This is a genomic window from Ruegeria sp. E8 (assembly GCF_056533985.1).
Genome location: NZ_JBQFOY010000015.1, coordinates 87,278 through 108,066, shown reverse-complemented (window position 1 = coordinate 108,066; position 20,789 = coordinate 87,278). Strand labels below are relative to the sequence as shown.

General features: G+C 57.0%; 14 protein-coding genes. 4 read left to right on the top strand and 10 right to left on the bottom strand.

Annotated features, from left to right (window positions below; all coding sequences use genetic code 11):
* Nucleotides 1–485 precede the first annotated feature (485 nt).
* Nucleotides 486–2,135, bottom strand: a complete 1,650-nt coding sequence (locus ACR0LF_RS17625) for a N,N-dimethylformamidase beta subunit family domain-containing protein (RefSeq protein WP_480582620.1) — start codon at nt 2,133–2,135, stop codon at nt 486–488.
* 9 nt (nt 2,136–2,144) lie between these two features.
* The gene (locus ACR0LF_RS17620) at nt 2,145–2,501 is read right to left on the bottom strand and encodes a hypothetical protein (RefSeq protein WP_480582618.1); all 357 of its coding nucleotides are present in this window, start codon (nt 2,499–2,501) and stop codon (nt 2,145–2,147) included.
* A gap of 98 nt (nt 2,502–2,599) precedes the next feature.
* Between ACR0LF_RS17620 and ACR0LF_RS17615 the strand changes: the two genes are divergently transcribed.
* Together ACR0LF_RS17615 and amaB are read left to right on the top strand one after the other, a co-directional pair.
* Nucleotides 2,600–3,706: a saccharopine dehydrogenase family protein gene (locus ACR0LF_RS17615; protein WP_480582616.1), complete on the top strand. Its 1,107-nt coding sequence runs from the start codon at nt 2,600–2,602 to the stop codon at nt 3,704–3,706.
* Between the two features lie 18 nt (nt 3,707–3,724).
* On the top strand, nt 3,725–5,221 hold the full coding sequence (gene amaB, locus ACR0LF_RS17610; protein WP_480582630.1) for an L-piperidine-6-carboxylate dehydrogenase: 1,497 nt from the start codon (nt 3,725–3,727) through the stop codon (nt 5,219–5,221).
* Nucleotides 5,222–5,316: 95 nt separating this feature from the next.
* Here amaB and ACR0LF_RS17605 read toward each other — a convergent pair whose 3' ends face one another.
* The 6 genes from ACR0LF_RS17605 to ACR0LF_RS17580 form a co-directional block, all read right to left on the bottom strand.
* Complete coding sequence (locus ACR0LF_RS17605) at nt 5,317–6,558, bottom strand: acyl-CoA dehydrogenase family protein (protein WP_480582614.1); 1,242 nt, start codon at nt 6,556–6,558, stop codon at nt 5,317–5,319.
* Between the two features lie 11 nt (nt 6,559–6,569).
* Nucleotides 6,570–7,604, bottom strand: coding sequence for a phosphotransferase family protein (locus ACR0LF_RS17600; RefSeq protein WP_480582612.1), 1,035 nt, complete (start codon nt 7,602–7,604; stop codon nt 6,570–6,572).
* A gap of 322 nt (nt 7,605–7,926) precedes the next feature.
* Complete coding sequence (locus ACR0LF_RS17595) at nt 7,927–9,984, bottom strand: adenylate/guanylate cyclase domain-containing protein (protein ID WP_480582609.1); 2,058 nt, start codon at nt 9,982–9,984, stop codon at nt 7,927–7,929.
* A 237-nt stretch (nt 9,985–10,221) separates the two neighbouring features.
* On the bottom strand, nt 10,222–12,183 hold the full coding sequence (locus tag ACR0LF_RS17590) for a DEAD/DEAH box helicase (RefSeq protein ID WP_480582607.1): 1,962 nt from the start codon (nt 12,181–12,183) through the stop codon (nt 10,222–10,224).
* Nucleotides 12,184–12,620: 437 nt separating this feature from the next.
* Nucleotides 12,621–14,675, bottom strand: a complete 2,055-nt coding sequence (locus ACR0LF_RS17585) for an acetate--CoA ligase family protein (protein ID WP_480627559.1) — start codon at nt 14,673–14,675, stop codon at nt 12,621–12,623.
* Between the two features lie 25 nt (nt 14,676–14,700).
* Nucleotides 14,701–15,516 (bottom strand): enoyl-CoA hydratase-related protein, encoded by an 816-nt coding sequence (locus ACR0LF_RS17580; RefSeq protein ID WP_480582603.1) that lies wholly within the window; start codon nt 15,514–15,516, stop codon nt 14,701–14,703.
* A gap of 130 nt (nt 15,517–15,646) precedes the next feature.
* Between ACR0LF_RS17580 and ACR0LF_RS17575 the strand changes: the two genes are divergently transcribed.
* Nucleotides 15,647–16,591, top strand: a complete 945-nt coding sequence (locus tag ACR0LF_RS17575) for a LysR substrate-binding domain-containing protein (protein ID WP_480582601.1) — start codon at nt 15,647–15,649, stop codon at nt 16,589–16,591.
* A gap of 149 nt (nt 16,592–16,740) precedes the next feature.
* On the opposite strand, the gene ACR0LF_RS17570 is transcribed toward ACR0LF_RS17575, so the two are convergent.
* Nucleotides 16,741–17,865 carry an aromatic ring-hydroxylating oxygenase subunit alpha gene (locus ACR0LF_RS17570; RefSeq protein ID WP_480582599.1) on the bottom strand — a complete coding sequence of 375 codons (1,125 nt, stop codon included), beginning with the start codon at nt 17,863–17,865 and terminating at the stop codon, nt 16,741–16,743.
* Nucleotides 17,866–18,333: 468 nt separating this feature from the next.
* On the opposite strand from ACR0LF_RS17570, the gene ACR0LF_RS17565 reads away from it, so the two are divergent.
* Nucleotides 18,334–19,470, top strand: coding sequence for an NADH:flavin oxidoreductase/NADH oxidase (locus tag ACR0LF_RS17565; protein WP_480856443.1), 1,137 nt, complete (start codon nt 18,334–18,336; stop codon nt 19,468–19,470).
* A gap of 103 nt (nt 19,471–19,573) precedes the next feature.
* Here the strand turns inward: ACR0LF_RS17565 and ACR0LF_RS17560 are convergent, their stop codons facing one another.
* Nucleotides 19,574–20,605: a sterol desaturase family protein gene (locus ACR0LF_RS17560; RefSeq protein WP_480582595.1), complete on the bottom strand. Its 1,032-nt coding sequence runs from the start codon at nt 20,603–20,605 to the stop codon at nt 19,574–19,576.
* Between the last annotated feature and the right edge of the window lie 184 nt (nt 20,606–20,789).

Below are 20,789 nucleotides of genomic sequence, written 5' to 3'. Positions count from 1 at the left end.
AAGCTGCAAGTCGAAATTCTGGGCGAGTTCTACGACGCAGAAGTCCTCGGCGCGCCTGCCTACGACGCCAACGGCGCAAACATGAGGGCGTAGCAAACTATAGCCGAGCATGAGTTGTCGCAAGAACAGCTCATGCTCGGAAGAAGCACAATTGCTTTTGAATTTTCAGCAGACTGTTTGAGACAGCCATTCTCCGCATGCAGGTTTTTGGACACCTAAGAGCAGGAGCTTTTCCCCTGGGTATGGTGGAACGTCAATTGAGTCGCCCACAATATCCTTGTGGGCCACTCTTTTCCTTCTCAATGGCTCGTGTCATCTGCCAGCGGACACCAATAGCACAGTCTTCGACGATACCGGCTTTCAGTTGGTGAATTTAACTGAGCGTGGCTTCGATCCTAAGAGACATGATCGCAAGCTGAAAAAAGCTTAAGGGAGGGCACAGGTTGGTTGCTGACATTTTAGCAATCTTTGCGACAACCCAGGGCTTACCCAAGATCAAGTCGATTGGGGCTCCCGAACCTATTCAGCACATTGCGAGTGATCTGCTCGACCTGCCGGTCGCCGCGCGTTAGGCCCATCACCCACTCGCAGGTTCCGGCGGTAAACACTTCACCCCGTCCGCGTTGCCAGTAAACGATTGCACCGTTGCCGCGGCTGCTGCGGTCCAGTGATTCATCCGAGAGTTCGCCAAACATGCGTTCAGCCTTGAAGGCAGCGTCGGCGTCGCCGATATACAGCGTCTCTCCCCAGATATCATGTGCGGGCTCGATATTGGTGGCCAGACCAAGCGCCAGTATCTGAATGTCGGGGTCCGCTCCATCCGCGCCTGTGGGAAAGGGCAGGCCGTCGTCCATCCGGTAATCCAGCCCGTCTACCTCATACCCGAAAATCCGCGCCTCTGATCCCAATTGATCCCCGTACCCCAGCTGAGCGCCCTCAAGCGCCCAATGATCCGGGCGATACACCGTGAACCCGCGGCTGCCCTGTCCGACGCACCGACCCAGGCTGGCGTAGATCCCTTTCAACCCATTGACACCGAAGGTCTGAACGCCGGGCCAATTGGCCGGTGCTGCCTCCCACGCGGTTGTCACCAGATGCTCTTGCTCAGTGCCGACAAGCGGATCGCTCTCAGCCGTGTATTTGTAACAGATTTGGATGTGACCCTCGTCTTCGATCCGGGTCTGCCACAGGAAATTTCCGGCAAACCGAGCGATGCACCCGCCGTTATCCGTAAAGCGATCGACGGCGTGGCGCATGTTTGCAGACCAGTATTCGTCGTGGCCTACAAAAACGGCACATTTGTACTTTTCCAAAAGTTCCGGATCGGCTTCCAGATCATGCTGAGTAACAAACTCGAATTCGTAGCCCTGAGCCTCTGCCCATTGGGCGAAATGACGTTCATAACTGGCCCATCCGGCCGAGGCATATTTCTTGGAGTACCCATAGGCGTAAGCCCATTCCATGTAAGGGTAGCGCACCATTTCTCCGGGCACATGCGGGGCATCTGGAACCGCCCGCGGGGCCCCTGCCGGTAGCTTGCAAAACCCCCGCGTCCAAGGCCGTTGCGTTGACACAACAGGCGAAAACGCATCTCGGTCCGGCCCTGTAATCCCCTCGTAATGGTTGGACCCGCCCCAGCAATTGTAAGCCAGCCACGTTCCTGTAGCACAGACCAGCACATAGGGCGCGGCTGGTTTTTCTGCGGCGCGTTTCACCAGAAACAGATGGTGTTCTTCGACTTGTTCGCCGCCTTCTTCTGCTCTGAGCGTCACAAGGTAACCGCCCTCGCGCCAATCTTCCGGAATACGGAGTTCATACGAAACATCCCAACCGCAACCCCTGACCGAGCAGTCCTGCGGCGTCTCCTGATGCTCACCCTTCAAGCCGCTTTCCCGGAACACCGGTTCATAGGTCGCACCGTCACGACCGATTTCCAACTCCCATTCCCGCGCTGTTGTCGAGACCTTCAGCGCCAGTTGCTCATCCGGGGAATAGGTCATGCGATCCGTATAACCCCAGATTTCCAACACCTTGGCGTCGCGGGACGGCCCGATGTAATAATTGTCCAGAATATGACGGGCCTTGGCCCGGGTTCTTGGCGTGACAGCAGGGCCTGAGGTTTCCGAATGCGTCATGGCGGGTGTTTACTCCGGCAGGTACTTTTCCGACCAGCTTACAGCGGCTGATCCTGCAGCGATCATCGCGTCGATTTCATCGTTAGTAAAACCTAAATCCTTTAGAACACTGCGTGAGTTTGCACCGTATATTGGCGTCAGTTCTCGAATGACAATCTTGGCTCGTTCGGGTTGCAATACGGACGGGATGACAGCGCAGGAGGTGTCAGGATCAGGCAACAAGCTGGACAGGTTGTCGGCACACTCCGTTGCAGGTGCATTCTTGTAGCCGGGTAGGTGCGCCAAAGTGGCAGTGCAACGTTCTGATACTGCTCCGAAAGGCGAGCAGGAAACTCTGATACGACGTTTCGCCGGTAACACCGTCATTTTATCACCTCAATCAAACAATTCGTCACATTGGTACCTATAAACTGTCGTGCGTGCCCGCCAGGCTTGGAACAGGATGGGCAAACGCGGAGAGTTTAATGTCTTGGAATGTATGCGTGGTTGGCGCTGGCAAAATTGGGCAAATGATTGCGACCTTGCTGAAGGGATCGCCGAACTACTCGGTGACAGTGGCGGATCATGATCTGAAAGCCTTGGGCGATATCGCAAAGATGGGCATTGGCACCAAGCAGATCGACGCCAAGGATGCGGATGGTCTGGCCAATGAATTGGCAGGATTTGATGCGGTCATTTCAGCAGCGCCGTTCTTTCTGACCCCCGCGATTGCCAAAGCCGCGAAAACAGCGGGCGCGCATTATTTCGACCTGACCGAAGACGTTGCCGCCACAAATGCGGTGCGCGAGCTGGCAGAGGACAGCGAAACTGCCTTTATGCCCCAATGCGGTCTGGCACCGGGTTTCGTCGGCATCGCCGGGGCTTCGCTGGCGGCGGAGTTTGACGAGATTGACAGCCTGCATATGCGGGTGGGCGCATTGCCCCTCTACCCGACCAACGCCCTGAAATACAACCTGACCTGGTCGACCGACGGGTTGATCAACGAATATTGCAACCCCTGCGATGCAATCGTGAATGGCAAGCTGGTCAAGACCGCGCCATTGGAGGATTACGAGGTTCTGGGTCATGATGGTGTGGAGTACGAGTGCTTCAACACTTCGGGTGGTCTGGGCACGTTGCCGGAAACGTTGGAGGGCAAGGCGCGGGCCGTGTCGTATCGTTCGATCCGCTATCCGGGCCATTGCGATATCCTGAAGCTGCTTCTGAACGATTTGGGGCTGGAACGCCGCCGCGACCTGTTGAAGGAAATCTTCGAAGCCGCCCTGCCCCGCACCGATCAGGACGTGGTGCTGGCTTACTGCACCGCCAAGGGAATGATCGACGGGGTGCTGCGCGAGAAATCCCTGATCAACAAATCCTTCGCCCGCACCATCAACGGGCAGGTCTGGAGCGCGATACAGGTCACCACCGCCGCAGGTGTTCTTGGGGTGGTCGATCTGATGCGCAGTGGCGCCCTGCCTTCGAAAGGGTTTGTCCGTCAGGAACAAGTCAATCTGAACGCATTCCTGAACACTGAATTTGGCCAGCTGTATCGCGCTGGCGACGCAACCGAACAAAACAAGGCGGCCTGAGATATGAAAGACATCGCAATGACAGCGCAAACAACCCTTGCAAATCTGGATCTGACTGAGGCCGAACTGACAGGCGGCACGCTGAAGGTAACATCCCCGATCGACGGCAGCCTGTTGGCCGAACTGCCCGAGACCCCGGTATCTGACATGGATGCCATCTTTTCTCGCGCCAAAACCGCGTTCAAGGAATGGCGTGTCGTCCCTGCCCCGCGCCGGGGTGAGTTAATCCGACTGTTGGGTGAAGAGCTGCGTGCAGCCAAGGATGATCTGGGGGCTTTGGTCAGCTGGGAAGCCGGCAAGATCACATCCGAAGGTCTGGGTGAAGTGCAGGAGATGATCGATATCTGCGACTTTGCTGTGGGCCTGTCACGTCAGCTTTACGGACTGACCATCGCATCCGAGCGTCCCGGCCACCGGATGATGGAGACTTGGCACCCAGCAGGTCCTGTCGGCGTGATCTCGGCCTTCAATTTCCCGGTCGCGGTCTGGTCATGGAATGCCGCCCTGGCAATTGTGTGCGGTGATCCGGTAATCTGGAAACCGTCCGAAAAGGCCCCGCTGACGGCGCTGGCCTGCCAGAAGATTTTTGAACGCGCATTGACCCGGTTTGGCGACGCGCCGGACGGTCTGTTGCAAACGCTGATCGGCGGTGCCGATCTGGGCAAAGCGCTGGTGGCCAGTGAAGATGTTCCGGTAATCTCGGCCACAGGGTCGACCCGTATGGGCCGGGCGGTGGCCCCCATCGTGGCACAACGTTTCGGCAAGTGCATTCTGGAACTGGGCGGTAACAACGCGATGATCGTCGGACCCTCGGCCGATCTGGAAATGGCTGTGCGCGCCATTGTCTTCTCGGCAGTCGGCACCGCCGGTCAGAGATGCACGACGCTGCGCCGTCTGATCGTGCATAACTCGATCCGCGAAGAGCTGGTAAACCGTCTGAAAAAGGCCTACGCGGGTCTGCCGATCGGTAATCCCTTGGACGACGGCACATTGATTGGACCTCTGGTGGACGAAGCATCAGGTGCAGCTATGACCGCTGCACTGAAATCTGCCGAAGCGGAAGGTGGTTCGGTGTTCGGCGGCAATCGCGTCACCGACGGCGTTCCGGCAGGTGTTTACATGGAACCTGCCATCGTCGAGATGCCCGGTCAGACAGCGACAGTAAAAACCGAAACCTTCGCGCCGATCCTCTACGTCATGGGCTATGACGATTTCGACGATGCGCTGGAACTTCAGAATGACGTGCCGCAGGGCCTGTCTTCGTGCGTGTTTACGCTGAACATGCGCGAGGCAGAGCAGTTTCTGACTGCCGCAGGCTCCGACTGCGGTATCGCCAACGTCAATATCGGGCCGTCGGGGGCAGAGATCGGTGGTGCCTTTGGTGGAGAAAAGGAAACCGGCGGCGGGCGCGAAAGCGGCTCGGATGCGTGGAAGGCCTATATGCGCCGCCAAACCAATACCGTGAACTACTCGGCCGAGCTGCCACTGGCGCAAGGTGTCAAATTCGACATCTGAGTGTCATAGGACAAGCATCGACAAGGCAACGTGCCTAACCAGACAATTGACCACCCGGGGCACTCTCGTCCCGGGGTGTTTCACGTTACCCTGACTTACCGGCGCGGCGGCGTCAGCCATTGCGCCGACATACCGAAATTGGAGTTTTTCAACTCCTGCCTGGCAATGGCCTGAAGGTGCACCTCATCCGGGCCATCTGCATAGCGCAATGCCCTTGCCCAGGTGTAGCTGTCGGCCAAGGGCGTGTCCGGTGTCATGCCCATCGCACCAAAGACCTGCATGGCACGGTCGGTCACCGTTGCATGGACGTTGGGCGCCACCACCTTGATCAGTGAGATTTCGCGGAATGCCTCTTTCGCACCGACCTGATCAATCTTCCAGGCGGCTTTCAGGGTCAACAACCGGGCTTGTTCAATCTCCAACCGGGATTTCGCGATCCATTCGCGGATCACACCCTGCTCAGAGAGTTGTTTGCCAAAAGTCTTCCGCTCCTGCGCCCGCTCAATCATCAGGTTCAGTGCCATTTCCGCCGCCCCGACGGAGCGCATGCAATGGTGAATACGTCCCGGCCCGAGCCGTGCCTGTGCAAGAGCAAAACCGCTGCCCTCTTCCCCCAACAGATTGCTGGCAGGAACGCGCACGTCCTTGAACACCAGTTCCGCATGCCCTTCGGGGTCGTGCATGTTCAGGATTGTGGGGTTGCGCACAATTTCGAAACCCGGCGTGTCCTTGGGGACAATGACCATGCTCTGCTGCTTGTGCCGATCAGCTCCGGGGTCCGTTTTGCCCATGACTATGAACACCTTGGTGTTCGGGTGGCAGGCATTGGTGATGAACCACTTGCGGCCATTGATGACATACTCATCACCCTCTCGCCGGATCGACGTGGTGATGTTGGTTGCGTCCGAACTGGCGACATCCGGCTCGGTCATGGCAAAGGCCGACCGGATTTTGCCGTTCAACAACGGCACCAACCACGCCTCACGCTGTTCTGGTGTGGCAAACATGTGCAGCAGTTCCATGTTTCCAGTGTCCGGTGCGTTACAGTTGAACACTTCCGAAGACCAGGTGACCTGCCCCATCAACTCAGCCAACGGCGCGTATTCCAGATTGGTGAGCCGCGTGCCGGGCTCATCGTCACGCAAAGAGGGTAGGAACATGTTCCATAGCCCCTCTGACTTGGCCAGCGTTTTGAGGTCTTCCATGAATGAGACCGGAAAACTACCTGCCTCGATCTCTTCTTTATGGTCGCGGATGCGCGGATAGATATGCGCCTGCATAAAGGTTTTCAGCCGGTCATGCATTTCCGCAGCGCGCGGCGATGGAGCAAAATCCATTTTTCTCCCTTTCAGTGAGTTTCGGCGGCAATCTCGTCCAGCGCCATTTGCGCCAACGGGGCCACCAGATCCTTGAACGCCAGAGCGTTCTCATTCGATGCATTGCCTGCCAGTGCACGGCTGTAGACGCCCTGTGCAATCGCGCCCATGCGAAAGAAGGAAAACGCCAGAAAAAAGGTCCAGTTTTTAATTCCTGACACCCCGCGCAGGGCACAATAGCGCTCGATCATTTCAGCCTCGGAGGGGATATTCAGCGCCTTGCGATCCAGCCCCTGCAACCCCCGGATCATGCCACGCGGCGGCAACCTGAGGCACACGCAGAAATATCCCAAATCAGCCATCGGATGGCCCAAGGTAGATAGCTCCCAATCCAGAACCGCCGCGATTTGCGGGCCCTTCGAGGAGAAGATGAAATTGTCGAGGCGGTAGTCGCCGTGAATAAGACTGAACGAGCCATCTTCCTCTGGCAGGTTGCGCGCCAGCCAGTCCATCAGTCGTTCCATCTGTGGCAGGTTTTGGGTTTCCGCCGCGCGGTACTGCTTGGTCCAGCGGCTGTATTGACGCTCGAAGTAATTCCCCGGTTTGCCAAAATCCAAAAGGCCAACAGCGCTGACATCAACCGAATGCAGCGCGGCCAGAACGCGGATCACTTCGTCAAAGATCGGTGTGCGATTGGCAGCCTCCAACTCAGGCAGCGCCGGGTTCCAGAATATCCGACCTTCTTCGAAGCCCATCACATAGAACATGGAGCCGATGACATTTGTGTCGTCGCACAGCACATACGGTTTGGCGACCGGAACCGTGCTACCATGAAGCGCTTTGAGAACACAGTATTCGCGATCCACCGCATGGGCCGAAGGCAGCAGATCACCCGGCGGCTTTCGACGCAACACGTATTTAGTGCCGCCCGCTGTCAGCAAATATGTGGGATTTGACTGGCCGCCCGCGAACTTTTCATAGGTCAATGGGCCGTTAAGTCCACTGATATGGCGCTCCAGGTACGCTGAAAGGCTTTCGACGTCGAGTTCAAGGCCGGATGGCGTCATGCAGAAGTCTCCCTGATCCGCTGGGATATTCAGAAGCTTATTTTTCTTGATAGCATTTGTGTAACTCACTTGTATGAGTGCCGTCACAAATTTGGTGAATGACGTTACGATCTTATGCGATCAAATCGAGCTGAACCTGTACTTTCTCTTTGATGCCTTCTATCTGCCCTGCATGTCCGAGCGTTCGTCGATCACTCAACCGGCAGCCAGCAATGCCTGAACGGCACGGATCACGATCATGCCTCAGATCGGTCGCTGGTCGGTCTTGAAAACGGAAAGAGCGCGTTGAAGCACCACCCCCGGCAATTCGAAACCCGCACCCTCACTTCTTATCAGTATGCGTAACCGGTCGCCAATCTTGTGAGGGAGGGTTGGCAAGCAATTCCCGTGCAAGAGCTTTCATGGCGACAGATGCGGGGTCTCCGCCTCTTTCCCGATCAGCCGCGTCAAACGCAGCTATGGCCTGCTCGAACCGCCCCGCACGATAGTGCCTCAGACCTTGTTCGTAGGTCTCGATCCATGCAGATGATCCGTCGAAACTATCGGTCATCGCAAGCAGCTCATAAACCACAAGCTCTTTGGTTCGCCCAAAAACCGTAAGCGTATCCAGTTCGCGGACGACAATAGCCTCGCCCGCTTCGCGTCTGGTCTCCGGACCAATCAGTATCAGCGTGCCATAGTCCTTGTTCGCCCCTTCCAGACGGCTGGCAACATTCACGACATCCCCGATTGCCGTGTAGTTCAAGCGCTGCTCTGACCCGATATTACCGACCAGAGCTTCGCCACTGTTCAATCCAATCCTGACACGAAGGGGATTGCCTGCCTCGTCCACAATTCCGGCCCCTTCCACGGTGGCGGCAAGGTCCAGTGCCGCTCGACACGCGTTTTCGGCATGGCGGTCATCCTTACGCGGTGCGCCCCAGATCGCCATAACCGCGTCACCCATGAATTTATCGATCGTACCGTCATGACGGGCGACGGCTGCGGCTGCGGCAGTGAAAAAAGGTTCCATCAGCTGGATTATTCTGGGGCCAAGTTTTTCAGACAGGCCCGTAAAGCCGGTGACATCGCAAAACAACACCGAGATCTGCTTTATGTCGCCCCCCGGCTGCGTCTTGATACCTTCGGCGACCAGCATCTGCACAAGATCGGTCGGGACGTATTTTCGGAACGCAGACAAACCCGCTGCCATGCTGGCAGTAGCCGCAGACAGGTTGGCAAGCTCGGACAGGTTTGACGGCCTGCGCGGAATACGTTCAACGTCAAATCGTTCTATTCTGCTCAGATCTTCAGCGATGGCCGCCAATGGGTTCGCGACAATTCTGCGGATCAGCCAGATCGCCAGAGCGGTGGCAGCGATCACCACACCGATCAGAATATAGATCAGGTCCAGCAGAGTTTCGTCGATGCCAGACAGAAAAGCCGATTCCGGTATGACGGTCGCGACACGCCAGCCGTAAAAACCCAAAGGCGTAAGGGCGACCGCATAAGGCACCCCGTCAATGACCACGCGTTTTGTCGAACTGCCCAAGGTCCTGGCATCGGGGTCACCTAACAGCTTTTCACCCGAAATCTTGGCGACTTCGTACAGTTCCCCTTCGCCCATGCGTGCCGGCGTGACCTCGTCCGCTTCGGCATCAGGAACCGCAATGACTTTGCCATCGGCATCCAGAATAAAGGCGGCCCCGAATTCGCCGGGTTCGAGTGTCGCCAGAAAGCGGGATAACCGGTCGGTTTCGATCGCAACCGCCAGAACGCCCTGCCGCGCCCGGCTGACGTCAATCGGACCCGCATAGGCGTAGACTGTCTTTTCGTTGCCCGGCAAATCGCGTGCTTCGATCCATCCCTGCGAGTTCAGGGACATGAAGTTGCCAAACCAGGCATGTTCACGCGGGTCATAGGAAGTTTCGGTAAAGGTTCTTTCTTCGAACTGAATGTCTCCGGGAATAAAGATGTACCTGTCGGTCCGTAGCGCTCGGTTGCGGATATCCTTGTCGATTTCAATCATCTCAAGCCCGCTGTCACCCAGCCGATGCGATGCAAAAAAGTTTCCGTCCGGCCAGCCGAAGAAAATCCAGGAAATATTAGGCTGCGCCTGCAACTGAGACAGAAAGACGAACTCTCGCTTGTCGGCCTGCCGCGTTGCGATGACATTCTGCACAAAGATCGTTCGCACTGCTGCCCACGCAGCCTCGGCCGATCTGAGGGTTACGCCCACTTCGATACGGACAGCGTTTGCGATCTGGCTGTTGATCTCGGCGGCAAGCATACGGCTGTTGTCGCGCGCTGTCGTCCACCACAGGGAGTGAACCACAAACGTCGACACGCCTATCGAAAGGGCGACCAGCATTGATACCGCGATGCCGACGCTAATCCGCATGAAAACTCCGCAAAAGAATATTTTGTACCACAGTATTCAATTGAGAAAGCGAGAAGAGCAAAGCTTACTTTGCTCTAACTCTTATAAATCACGCAAGTGTTAGGCGCGGTGTATACCTCGTTAGGCTGTCTGAACAACTGATTGCCTCAGCCGGGCAGGAGTACATCCCACACAAACAGCCGTTCCCAAAAGCCCCGAATACGGGCCTGGCCGGGTCGCGTATCCAGGGAACTCCGGTTAGGTTTTCCGGCGTTTAGGGACCGCATCGCCACCTTTCGCAGATTTTGCCGCCGCAGCGCGCGCACGGTTTTTCTTGCTGCTTGGTTTGCCCTTGGGCGGCGGCGGACCTTTCGAAGCCTCTTTGGCAGGTTTGAAGCGCCCCCCTTTGGGAGCGTCGCCTTGGGTTTTGCGGCTTTTGGATTTTGCGCTTTTCGCTTTGAATGTACCTTCTGCATCCCCGCTCGCGGCTTGACGACGCTCGGCTGGGTGCTTGGGTTTTTCAGACTGGTATTCGGGCTTGGGCTGACGCTTTGGTGATTTCCGTTCCGCCAGCGCGCTGTCTTTTCTGAACCCCGACGGCTTGCCCTTGGGTTTGCGATTGGGACCGGGTCGACCCGTTGACGACAAATCCGGCGCTTTGTCCAACCGCACAAGGTCCTTGGACCCTTCGATTTTCATGTCCGGACCAACGGCGTCCAGAAAACCCTCAACACTGCTTTCACGGATTTCGACATAAGTCACGTCATCGGCAATCCGAATGGCGCCGATGTCGTCCTTCGTAAGATTACCCGCCTTGCATATCATTGGCAGCATATGGCGCGGAGACGCGTTTTGGTTGCGGCCCTCGGACAGGGAAAACCAGACACTGGGACCAAATGCAGCGCGCGGTTTTGGGCCGCTCTGATCCACCGCCGCCAGGTCTTCCGGGGCAGAATGGCGTAGATTGTACTGCCGAAGATAAGCAGCCGCGATCTGTTCGGGGGTGAAATTCTCGATCAGCTTTTCTACGGCCAAACGTTCACTTTCAGTAATCTCGGCCTGCCAATCATCCGACGCGAACATCCGCGCCTGATCGTGCGCGATTACCTCTTCGGCGGACGGGGCTGCACCCCAGTCGGCTGTCAGCTTTGCGAACTTCAGAATACGCTCTGCCTTTTTTCGCGACGAAGGCGCGACGACCAGCGCACTGACGCCTTTGCGCCCGGCTCGGCCCGTTCTGCCGGAACGGTGCAACAGGGTCTCATGGCTGTTTGGCAGTTCGGCATGGACGACCAGATCGAGATTGGGCAGGTCGATCCCGCGTGCCGCTACATCAGTTGCCACGCAGACCCGGGCTCGCCCGTCACGCATGGCCTGCAAGGCGTTGGAACGTTCGCTCTGGGTCAATTCGCCGGACAGGGCCACAACCGAAAACCCCCGGTTCGACAGGCGCGCGGTCAAGCGCGAGACCATTGCCCGCGTATTGCAGAAAACGATGGCGTTGGGCGCTTCGTAATAACGCAACACATTGATGATCGCGTTTTCCCCATCGCGCGGGGCCACCATCATGGCGCGATACTCGATATCCGCGTGCTGTGTCTGTTCACTGACCGTGCTTACACGTTCCGCGTCGCGCTGATACCGGGTCGCCAGATTGGCAATCGCACGGGGCACCGTGGCGGAAAACAGCAATGTCTGACGGTCCGCAGGTGTTTCGTCGAGGATGAATTCCAGATCTTCCCGGAACCCCAGATCCAGCATTTCATCGGCTTCATCCAGAACCACGGCACGGATCGCCGTCAGATCGATCGAACCCCGCATGATATGATCTCGCAGACGCCCCGGAGTGGCGACGACAATATGCGCGCCTCTGGCAAGCGCACGACGCTCATCCCGGATGTCCATGCCGCCAACACATGATGCCAGATACGCACCCGCCTCGGAATACAACCAGCCAAGTTCACGCTTCACCTGCAGCGCCAGTTCCCGTGTCGGCGCAACCACCAATGCCAACGGAGCGCCCGACGCCCCGAATGTCTCGTCATCCCCCAGAACTTTGTGCGCAATCGCCAGACCGAACCCGATGGTTTTCCCCGATCCGGTTTGCGCCGATACCAGCATGTCGCGCCCTTCCAGTTCGGGCCGGGTCACAGCCTGTTGGACCTGGGTCAAGGTATCATAGCCCTTGCGCGCAAGCGCATCTGCAATGGTTTGTTTCACGGTGCTGGTTCTTTGTATCGGCCGGGAATTGAGCTGAGCAGTATTGCAATCAACGCATCATCCAAGGGTAAAGATGGCCCCTTAACGAGTGTCATCCGTCTTGTATAGGCCCGAATTGGGACATTATCGTCGAAATGAACGGGCATCCTGCCAAATTGCCCCGCTGCTCCGCCTTCAGATCCCGCAGGTTTGCCGTTGGATGCCTGAGAATGCACGACACTATCTCAGCCTCGGGCACGCAAATTCTGGTCGATCGTTTCGCGAGCGACCCGCTCGCCGACGTCGCTCGGATCGAAAAGGGAAGTTCAATTGGCGAGCGGCAAAATTCAAATGTTTGTGCTGTCGCCGAGGCAAGATCAGATTGCGTCCAGTGTCGGGCCGTGGGCGACGATCTCATTGCTGATGAAGAGGAACCGCACCGCCGATACCGCCAACCTTCATTCCGCAGCTTTCCGCGCCACACTATGTGGTTTCACGATCAACGCATCCACGGCCACTGCCCCGTCTTCGGTTACTACAACAGGATTCACGTCGATCTCGGCAATCTGATCTTTTATGCTCACACAGGCGACGGAAAACGCACTCAGCGCCTCAGCTACGGCCCTCATATCGCGCGGGCTGTCGCCGCGCACCCCGTCGATCAGCCGCGACACTGTCAGGCGGCGGATCATCTTTTCGGCCTGTCCGGGACCGAATGGCGCGCGGGCAAACTGACGTTCTTGGAACAGTTCGACCAAGGTCCCGCCGGGCGCCACCATGACCAGAGGTCCGAAATCAGGGTCCATGACACAGCCAAAAGCAAGCTCAACACCCTTAGCAACCTGTTTCTGCACCACGAACTGAGGCCCCAGTTGCACCGACAAGGCATCATAGGCTGCGCGCAACGCGGGCACATCACCCAGATTAAGAACGACGCCACCCAGATCACTTTTGTGGTTGATCCCGGCCTCGGCTGTCTTGAGCACCACCGGAAAGCCAAACGCCCGCCCCGCATCCTCGGCATCATCGGCGTTAATGCAAACTCGGTTAAGCACCATGGGAACACCAAAACCCGATAGCACCTCAAGGCTTGCCGCTTCATCGAGATGGGAGGGAAGTGCAGGCGCCGGGTGAATCGCGGGCAGAGGTTCGGTCCTGACACGAAGACGATCAGCCCAGTGCTGAAAATCACGCACGGCTTGCATCGTGATCTCAGCGCCATTGAGCAAGGGGACGTTCAGGTCAGCCAATTGCTCGGCAATGCCCCGATTGTGGGTCTGGCCGAAGCTCGCATAACAGAAAACCGGCTTGTCGGTCCGCTCGGGCAGGCGTTTGGCGTGATCCAACAGGCCCTGCTCATAGATATAGTCATCACGCAGATCCGCTTCGAAACCCAACATCGACACCTCGGGCGCTTGGGCCAGAATGTCGAGACCCTGATTGAACACTTTTGGAAACTCATCCGTCAGATCAGCCGCGCAGTCCAACGGGTTGGACGGGTCAAGTTCGGGCGGCAATGCCTCGCGCAAAGCCGTCTTGGTCCGGGTGCTCAGCACAGCCAATGGCGCATCCCTTTCTGCGGCAAGATCCACCTGCATCTCGCGCAGGCCACCGCTGTCGGTGACCAGCCCAGCGCCACCCGGGCCGGGGATGCGACCGGTCGAACACAAAAGCGCGGTGTTCATCAACGCATCAACACTGCGTACCGAAATGGCCCCGCATTCCTCGAACACAGCCTCATACGCGGCATTGCTGCCTGCAAGTGCCCCAGTGTGTGATCGCGCCAGCCGGGCGCTTTCTTCGGTACGGCCCACCTTGCAGATCACCACTGGTTTGCCCGCGTCCCGAGCCAGTTTCAGAGCGTCGACAAGACCTTCCGGATTACGCGCGCTTTCCATAAAAACGGCTATGGCCCGGGTTGTGTCTCGTCTGGCGGCGTAGGCGATGTATTCGTCGATAGTCGCCCCAATCTCTTGCCCCGGCGAGGCAATAAGATCAAAGCGGAAGCGCGGGTCATTCATGCCGAGCACAGTAAACACACTGCCCGAATGCGCGATCAGAGAGATGCCACCGGGTTTCATGTGATCTGCCGGATAGAAACTGCCCACCAGTCCGGTTCGGGTGTTCAGAATCCCCATGCCGGATCCACCGCAGATCGGCAAATTGGCCTCGCGCGCGATATCCTTCAGCCGCGTGAGGATTGGCATGCCACTCGCCGTGTCGCCATGGCAGACATCGAAGATCACCGCCGATCTCGCACCGATTTCGATGGCATCCAACAGCGCTGCTTCCAGATTGACACCGCCAATTCCCAGAACCACAAGATCCGGCGCATAATCCAACGCGCGGATCGAGGGCAATGCTGGGCGGCCCAGAACCTGACCGCCGCGCGGATTGATAAAACTGATCTGTCCGCTGAACCCACCCGAGAGCACGGATTGTGCCAGCCGCTCACCAAATGACCTTACCCGTGCGGATGCGCCGACCACGGCCACGCTGCGCGCCTCGAACATTGGGGATAGCCTGTGCGTCACCGTCTCAGCCCTTGAACTTGGGATTGCGCTTTTCCGCAAACGCAACCGAACCTTCGGTGAAATCATCCGACTGGATCATCTGCTCGTAGAGCGGCATGTCGCTATTGCCGACCCAGGCCCGCCGTACCGCCGCGTGGCTTTCTTCGACAGAGCGGTGGCCATACTTGCGCATGTATTCCTTAAGCGCACCTGCGACCAGCGGCGCACCTTGCGCAATGGTGTCAGCAACCGAACGGGCGTGATCCATCAGGTGACTCACCGGCACCACATCGCGCACAAGGCCCCAGTGTTTGGCTTCGTCAGCATACATCTTGCGGCCCGTCAGGATCAGGTCCATCGCGACGTTATGAGGAATGCGGTGGTGCAGCTTTTGGATCGCGCCGCCATCAGGAAGGAAGCCGCGCTGCATCTCGGGTAACCAGAAATAGGCGTCTTCGGCGCAGATGATCACGTCACCGCCAATCGCCAGTTCGAACCCGCCGCCAATGGCGCCACCTGCCAGCGCCACAACCACGGGCTTGTACAGGTCGAAATATTCCGGCAGCCCCCCAAGCCCGCCGGGTCCGAGGTTAAACCCGTTCACGTCATCCACGCTTTCCCCGGCAGCAAAAGCCTTGAGGTCCCAACCAGCTGAGAAGATGTTCTTGTCGTTGCCCGTACTGGACAACAAGCCAACGCGCAGATTGTCATCTTCATTCAGGCGCTTGAACGCGTCGTACATCTGAACGCTCAGATCCAGATTGATCGCGTTCACCGGTGGTCGGTTCATCGCCACTTCAAGAACATGGCCGCGTTCCGACAAGTCTATCAGTTCCGCCATAACACCCTCCCTTGCATCATAATCAAGGCTAAAGGCCAACCAAACCCTATACCCGCATTTCCCTTGATTTCTGCGCAGAATGCGCGCGATGGATAGGGAGAGCGCGTTCATCATTCCATGAAAGATTTTCATGATGCAGTATTGGAAGACTATCCCTCCACTCAAAGCGCTGCTGGCGGTCGAGGCCGTGGCCCGTCTGCGCAGTTTCACCCGCGCAGGCGAAGAGCTGAACACCAGCCAATCAGCTGTCAGTCACGCGGTCACACTGGCCGAGCGCTTTCTGGAAACCCGGTTATTCGATCGTTCCGCCCGTCCGGTGACACTGACACCTGAGGGTGCTGAATACACCAGATCTTTGTCGTCCTGCCTTGCGCAGCTTTCCGCGGACACCCAGTCATTGCGTCATCGCAAGCAAGAGAACATCCTGACGATTTCCTGTAACCTGGCCTATGGGAACTATTGGCTGCTACCGCGTCTAAAGGCGTTTCATGAGGCGTATCCGGATATTCAGGTAAACATGGTTACCGCGTTTCACGGTCTGGCCTCTCTGGACCCAGGTATCGATGTGGCCATTCGTTTTGGTGGTGGCAACTGGCCCGGTTTTCAGTCTCAATTGCTGTTCCGCGAACAGATTCTACCGGTTGCCTCGCCTGGCTATGTTGAGCAAGCACCCCCTGTGACGTACCCGGAAGATCTTTTGAACCACACGCTTTTGCATGCGCTTTCTCATGACAGATCCTGGTACGACTGGCCGCAGTGGTTCAGGTATTTCGACGTCAGGCAGCCCAGCGCGTTGCCGGGGGCTACGTTCGACAATCACCTCTTGATGATGCAGGCCGCACTCAGCGGACGCGGTGTGGCGCTGGGCTGGATTGGAACGGCTACCGATTTTATGCAGGAAGGGCAATTGGTATCGCTGACCGACACGCCGGTTGTCCTGGATGATGGGCTGTTTGCCGTTGTCCGAGACCGGAAAGACTATCGTGTCGCCGCGTTTTTGGATTGGGTGAACAGTCATGTAAATGACCATTTCAATCACGTGGCCTCAAAGTATTGGGAATCTGCAAGCCCTTGACCTCGTGTTTGAAAAATTCCCGCCAACACCGTCAGGTAAAAGGAACCTGCAACATGGGTTGGCTGCAATGGCACCCAACCTAAGCCTCCCGGAAGCTGAAAACGCCACAGCAGAAGACGGTTCGAGGTGACGAAATCCGGAGTGAAATTCTAAGCCTCTGCGGCACCGGGGAACATGTCGCGGTAAAAGTCATGAAACGCCACGATCGGATGTTCGGACATGGAGGAACAGCCCTCATCCACCAGAACCGGGCCGCTCTGAAAGCCGCCGACCTCCATCCCGCGCTGTACCGCATCGACGATGGGTCCATCCTCGGCGAAGGTGGTGGTGCGATGCTGCATGATGATCTCTTGCTCAACCGCATTTGGCTCCTTCTGCGGCAACCACCAATCCACTTCGATCTTGGTTTCATTGACCGACAAAGGCCGCCACCTATAGGTGTTCACGATCCCGCCCGGATAGACCTGCAGCGCAAAGAGCGGCCAGAACCACCAGGTTAGAAACTTGTCTGTACGTGCGTCAGGATCAGCGACATAGGAGTAACTTTTCTGGCTGTCTGGACGAGCCGGGCTTTCGTGACGAATGCCATAGGCGCGACGGCGTGTGCGATATGCGTCAGGATCGACAACGCCGGTGGTCAACGTCTTGTGCACCACGGCACAGTGATAACACTCGTTAAAGTTTTCGGCGACCACCTTCCAGTTTGCCTTGGCAAGCCGTTCTGTTCTGGCGGCATGCACGTAATTGGCAAGGTTGGGAGCAAAATCATCGATTTCCTGATGTGGAAGATCGACCCATTCCGAGAATGGCTTGGCGTTGGGATCCAGGTTCACAAGGATCAACCCATGAAACACTTCAAGCTGCGTTTCGCGCAACTGGTGATCCTTGACATCAAACCCCGGAAAAGCCCGCGCGTTGGGCGCGGCGCGCAGACGCCCGGTCGTGTCGTAGGTCCAGGCATGATACGGACAGGTCAATTTCTTGACGCATCCCGATCCCGAGGTCAGCTCGTGACCGCGATGAATGCAGGAATTGAAGAAACCGCGCACAATGTCATCCTGACCCCGCATGACAACAATGGAAACGCCAGAGACGTCCGCGGTAAAATACTCCCCGGTTTTGGGGATGTCGCTGACATGACCAACCAACTGCCAGCTGGACCGGAAAACGCTCTCCACTTCCTTCGCATAAACGTCAGGGTTCGTGTACAGATACGAAGGCAGGGTTTGGTACGTCCCGGCAGGGGTACATTCCTGTATTACATCGTGGCTCATGTGAATCTCGCAGGACCAGTTTTTTCCATCTAGAGACTCAGACAAGGACAGAGCGCGCGTTTTCGCGACATTCGAATGACGAATTCAAGCCGTGCATTTTCGATCAGTGTTTCGCACTACTTTGCCCGGAATGGACAGAATGAGCCCTTAGGGCCTTTGTTTCAAAGTGGTTTCGTTTATCCCTCCGGGATCAGGAAACGTTTGGACAAACGGTAATGCTGAACGCAGATCACACAACATTGATGTTGGGTCGACTGTTTTGCTCAACCGATTTGACTTCGTTGCGGCCAAAGCTCCTGATCCACACTCGGGCCAGAAAACAGACACGTTGTCGTGAAAACAGCTGAAACGTCGCAGTTTAACGCCAACCTATGCCCCTGACAAAAGCGATGCTGACGCATACCACTTCTCCAAAGTGAGTTGTCTTGCTAGGCCTTGTTGAATTCGCAATGCAGGACTTCGGCTTCTATGCCCACTATGTTTTCTCCCTTCACGTTAAGAGACGTGACCTTCAAGAACCGCATCGCCGTCTCTCCGATGAGCCAGTATAGGGCCAAGGATGGCTACGCAAACGACTGGCACATAGTGCACCTCGGGCGTTTTGCCATGGGTGGCGCAGGGCTGGTGTATGCAGAGGCGACAGCTGTCGAACGCGACGGGCGCCGCACCCATGGGGACTTGGGCTTGTGGAACGACGCGCAAGCTGAGCGTTTGAAACCTGTCGCGGCCTTTCTGGAACAGGAAGGGGCAGTTCCCGGAATTCAACTGAGTCATGCCGGCCGCAAGGCGTCTGAACGCCGGCCATGGCACGGAGAAACTCCAGTAGATGCAGAAGATGAGATTGAGCGCCGCGAGGCGCCGTGGCCTGTCATTGGACCTTCAGCCCTTCCTTATGCCGACGGTTGGCCCACGCCCACCGAAATGTCAGAGGCGGATATCCATCGTGTTATCAAAGCCTTCGGTTCTGCTGCTGGGCGTGCGGCGGAGGCTGGTTTCAAGATCATCGAGGTCTATGCGGCCCATGGCTTTCTGGTTCATCAGTTTCTCTCACCGCTGTCGAATGTTCGGACGGATCATTGGGGTGGTTCGCTTGAGAACCGCGCAAGGTTCGCCGTTGAGGTCGCAAAGTCCATCCGTGAGCATTGGCAGGAAAGCTATCCGCTCGCCTTTCGTCTGTCCGCGACCGATTGGATCGACGGCGGTCTGGAACCCCATGACGCCGTTGAAATCGCCCGGATGCTCAAGGCGGAGGGCGTGGACCTGATCGATTGCTCATCCGGTGGCATTGGCGGCAAGAACCGTCCCCGCCGGATGAAAATTACAGAGGGTTTTCAAGCTGAGTTTGCAGCCAAGCTGCGGCGTGAAGCAGACACGGCCACGATGGCTGTAGGTTTCCTTTGGGACGCTGCGTTTTGCGAAACGCTGCTGGCATCGGGGAAGGCAGATATGGTCGCTTTGGCGCGCGAATTACTGGACGATCCGAACTGGCCCTTACACGCCGCACGTCACTTGGAGTTTGGATCAAATCACGAACTATGGCCTATCGAATCCGGATGGTGGCTGATGAAACGGGATCGATTGCTTGGCAAGCTCGGGCCGAGGTGAATACCTGTCAATGTCGCTATGCCGGTGACTTCCTCATCGACATAGACGCTTACATTTCTTACCCGAACAGCGCTTCCCGCGTCGAATCGTATTGCATTCTGAACTAGTTAGTGTGCATCTCGCGTTTGCGATTGCGGGTTCGTTTGGTCGCCTCCTCTGATCCGTCGTGATAGGTGCCGAACCACCTGTCCCATGGCATCTCAGCGTTGCCGTAATTGCATTCGTAATAGCGGTGGTGCAATTGGTGGAAAAACGCACCTATTAACAATGCCTGACGGTCGCGCGCCCAGATCGCTTCATACCCGGAATGTGACGAAGCCGCACCCAGCATCAGCCAATAGCCCAGAAAGATCATGTGAACGGGGTTGCTGGGCAAAATCAGCACGATCAGGATGGCACTGAGATAACCGAATGCCTCGACCGGATGCATCGACATACCTGACCACGGGCCGGTATTGACGTTGCGGTGATGCACCGCGTGGACATGTTTGTAGATGAACGGCTGATGCAGGAACAGGTGCACGACGTAGAAATGAAAGCTCTGCCAGATTGCCAGGATCGGGAACAGCAACACGAACCAGACCGGATGCGCGGAAAAGCTGAGCGTGCCGATATAGCCGTTGGCGTACATCCAGCGCAGAAAGCACTCCAGCAGCGACAAGATGGTCGCGCCATAGACCATCGAGTAATACATGTTGTCCCAGGTCTGATAGCCGAACTTATACAGCGCATTCTTGCGTTTCATGTAAGGCCGCGGGTCGTATTTCAGCAGCTTGCCCTGCCCGTCGACCCCATAGAACCACATATGCAGACCACCGGCGACAATCAGCAGAAACACCCAGTTGCGGATGAACACCCAGAACATCCACCCAGGCGCAAACGTGACCTGCTCGGGCCCGACGGGTTGCAGCCAGAAGGCCACAACAAAAGCCAGCACCAGATAGATCGAGCGATCCGAGAACTGCAGCCAGTTCTGCCATATCCATTTCCCCAACACGCCGAATTTCGGCGGCCAGTTCCAATAGGGGGCGTATTTCACCGGCAATGCCGGGTGCCAGTGCCACTCACGGCTCATCGGGCCGGGCTCGGCGCGGGCCGTTTGAGGGTCCTGAGGGTTCGCATCTTTGGTCGTCACGGGATTATCCTTTGCTGAAATGGGGTAACCTTTTCTTCAGGACCAAGCCGGAGGAGGCTCATAAGGATATTTACGTGACGGTCGACAATACATGATTTGACCTATTCGCGGATTGTAAGGCGCTTACCCAGCGCCACACTTAGTTTATTATGTTCAACCGGCTTTATGCACATACTGGCCCCCC

Bases quoted from the DNA above. Each gene is read 5' to 3' on its own strand.
- ACR0LF_RS17625 (WP_480582620.1), bottom strand. From the start codon at position 2,135: ATGACGCATTCGGAAACCTCAGGCCCTGCTGTCACGCCAAGAACCCGG.
- ACR0LF_RS17620 (WP_480582618.1), bottom strand. From the start codon at position 2,501: ATGACGGTGTTACCGGCGAAACGTCGTATCAGAGTTTCCTGCTCGCCT.
- ACR0LF_RS17615 (WP_480582616.1), top strand. From the start codon at position 2,600: ATGTCTTGGAATGTATGCGTGGTTGGCGCTGGCAAAATTGGGCAAATG.
- amaB (WP_480582630.1), top strand. From the start codon at position 3,725: ATGACAGCGCAAACAACCCTTGCAAATCTGGATCTGACTGAGGCCGAA.
- ACR0LF_RS17605 (WP_480582614.1), bottom strand. From the start codon at position 6,558: ATGGATTTTGCTCCATCGCCGCGCGCTGCGGAAATGCATGACCGGCTG.
- ACR0LF_RS17600 (WP_480582612.1), bottom strand. From the start codon at position 7,604: ATGACGCCATCCGGCCTTGAACTCGACGTCGAAAGCCTTTCAGCGTAC.
- ACR0LF_RS17595 (WP_480582609.1), bottom strand. From the start codon at position 9,984: ATGCGGATTAGCGTCGGCATCGCGGTATCAATGCTGGTCGCCCTTTCG.
- ACR0LF_RS17585 (WP_480627559.1), bottom strand. From the start codon at position 14,675: ATGTTCGAGGCGCGCAGCGTGGCCGTGGTCGGCGCATCCGCACGGGTA.
- ACR0LF_RS17580 (WP_480582603.1), bottom strand. From the start codon at position 15,516: ATGGCGGAACTGATAGACTTGTCGGAACGCGGCCATGTTCTTGAAGTG.
- ACR0LF_RS17575 (WP_480582601.1), top strand. From the start codon at position 15,647: ATGATGCAGTATTGGAAGACTATCCCTCCACTCAAAGCGCTGCTGGCG.
- ACR0LF_RS17570 (WP_480582599.1), bottom strand. From the start codon at position 17,865: ATGAGCCACGATGTAATACAGGAATGTACCCCTGCCGGGACGTACCAA.
- ACR0LF_RS17565 (WP_480856443.1), top strand. From the start codon at position 18,334: ATGCCCACTATGTTTTCTCCCTTCACGTTAAGAGACGTGACCTTCAAG.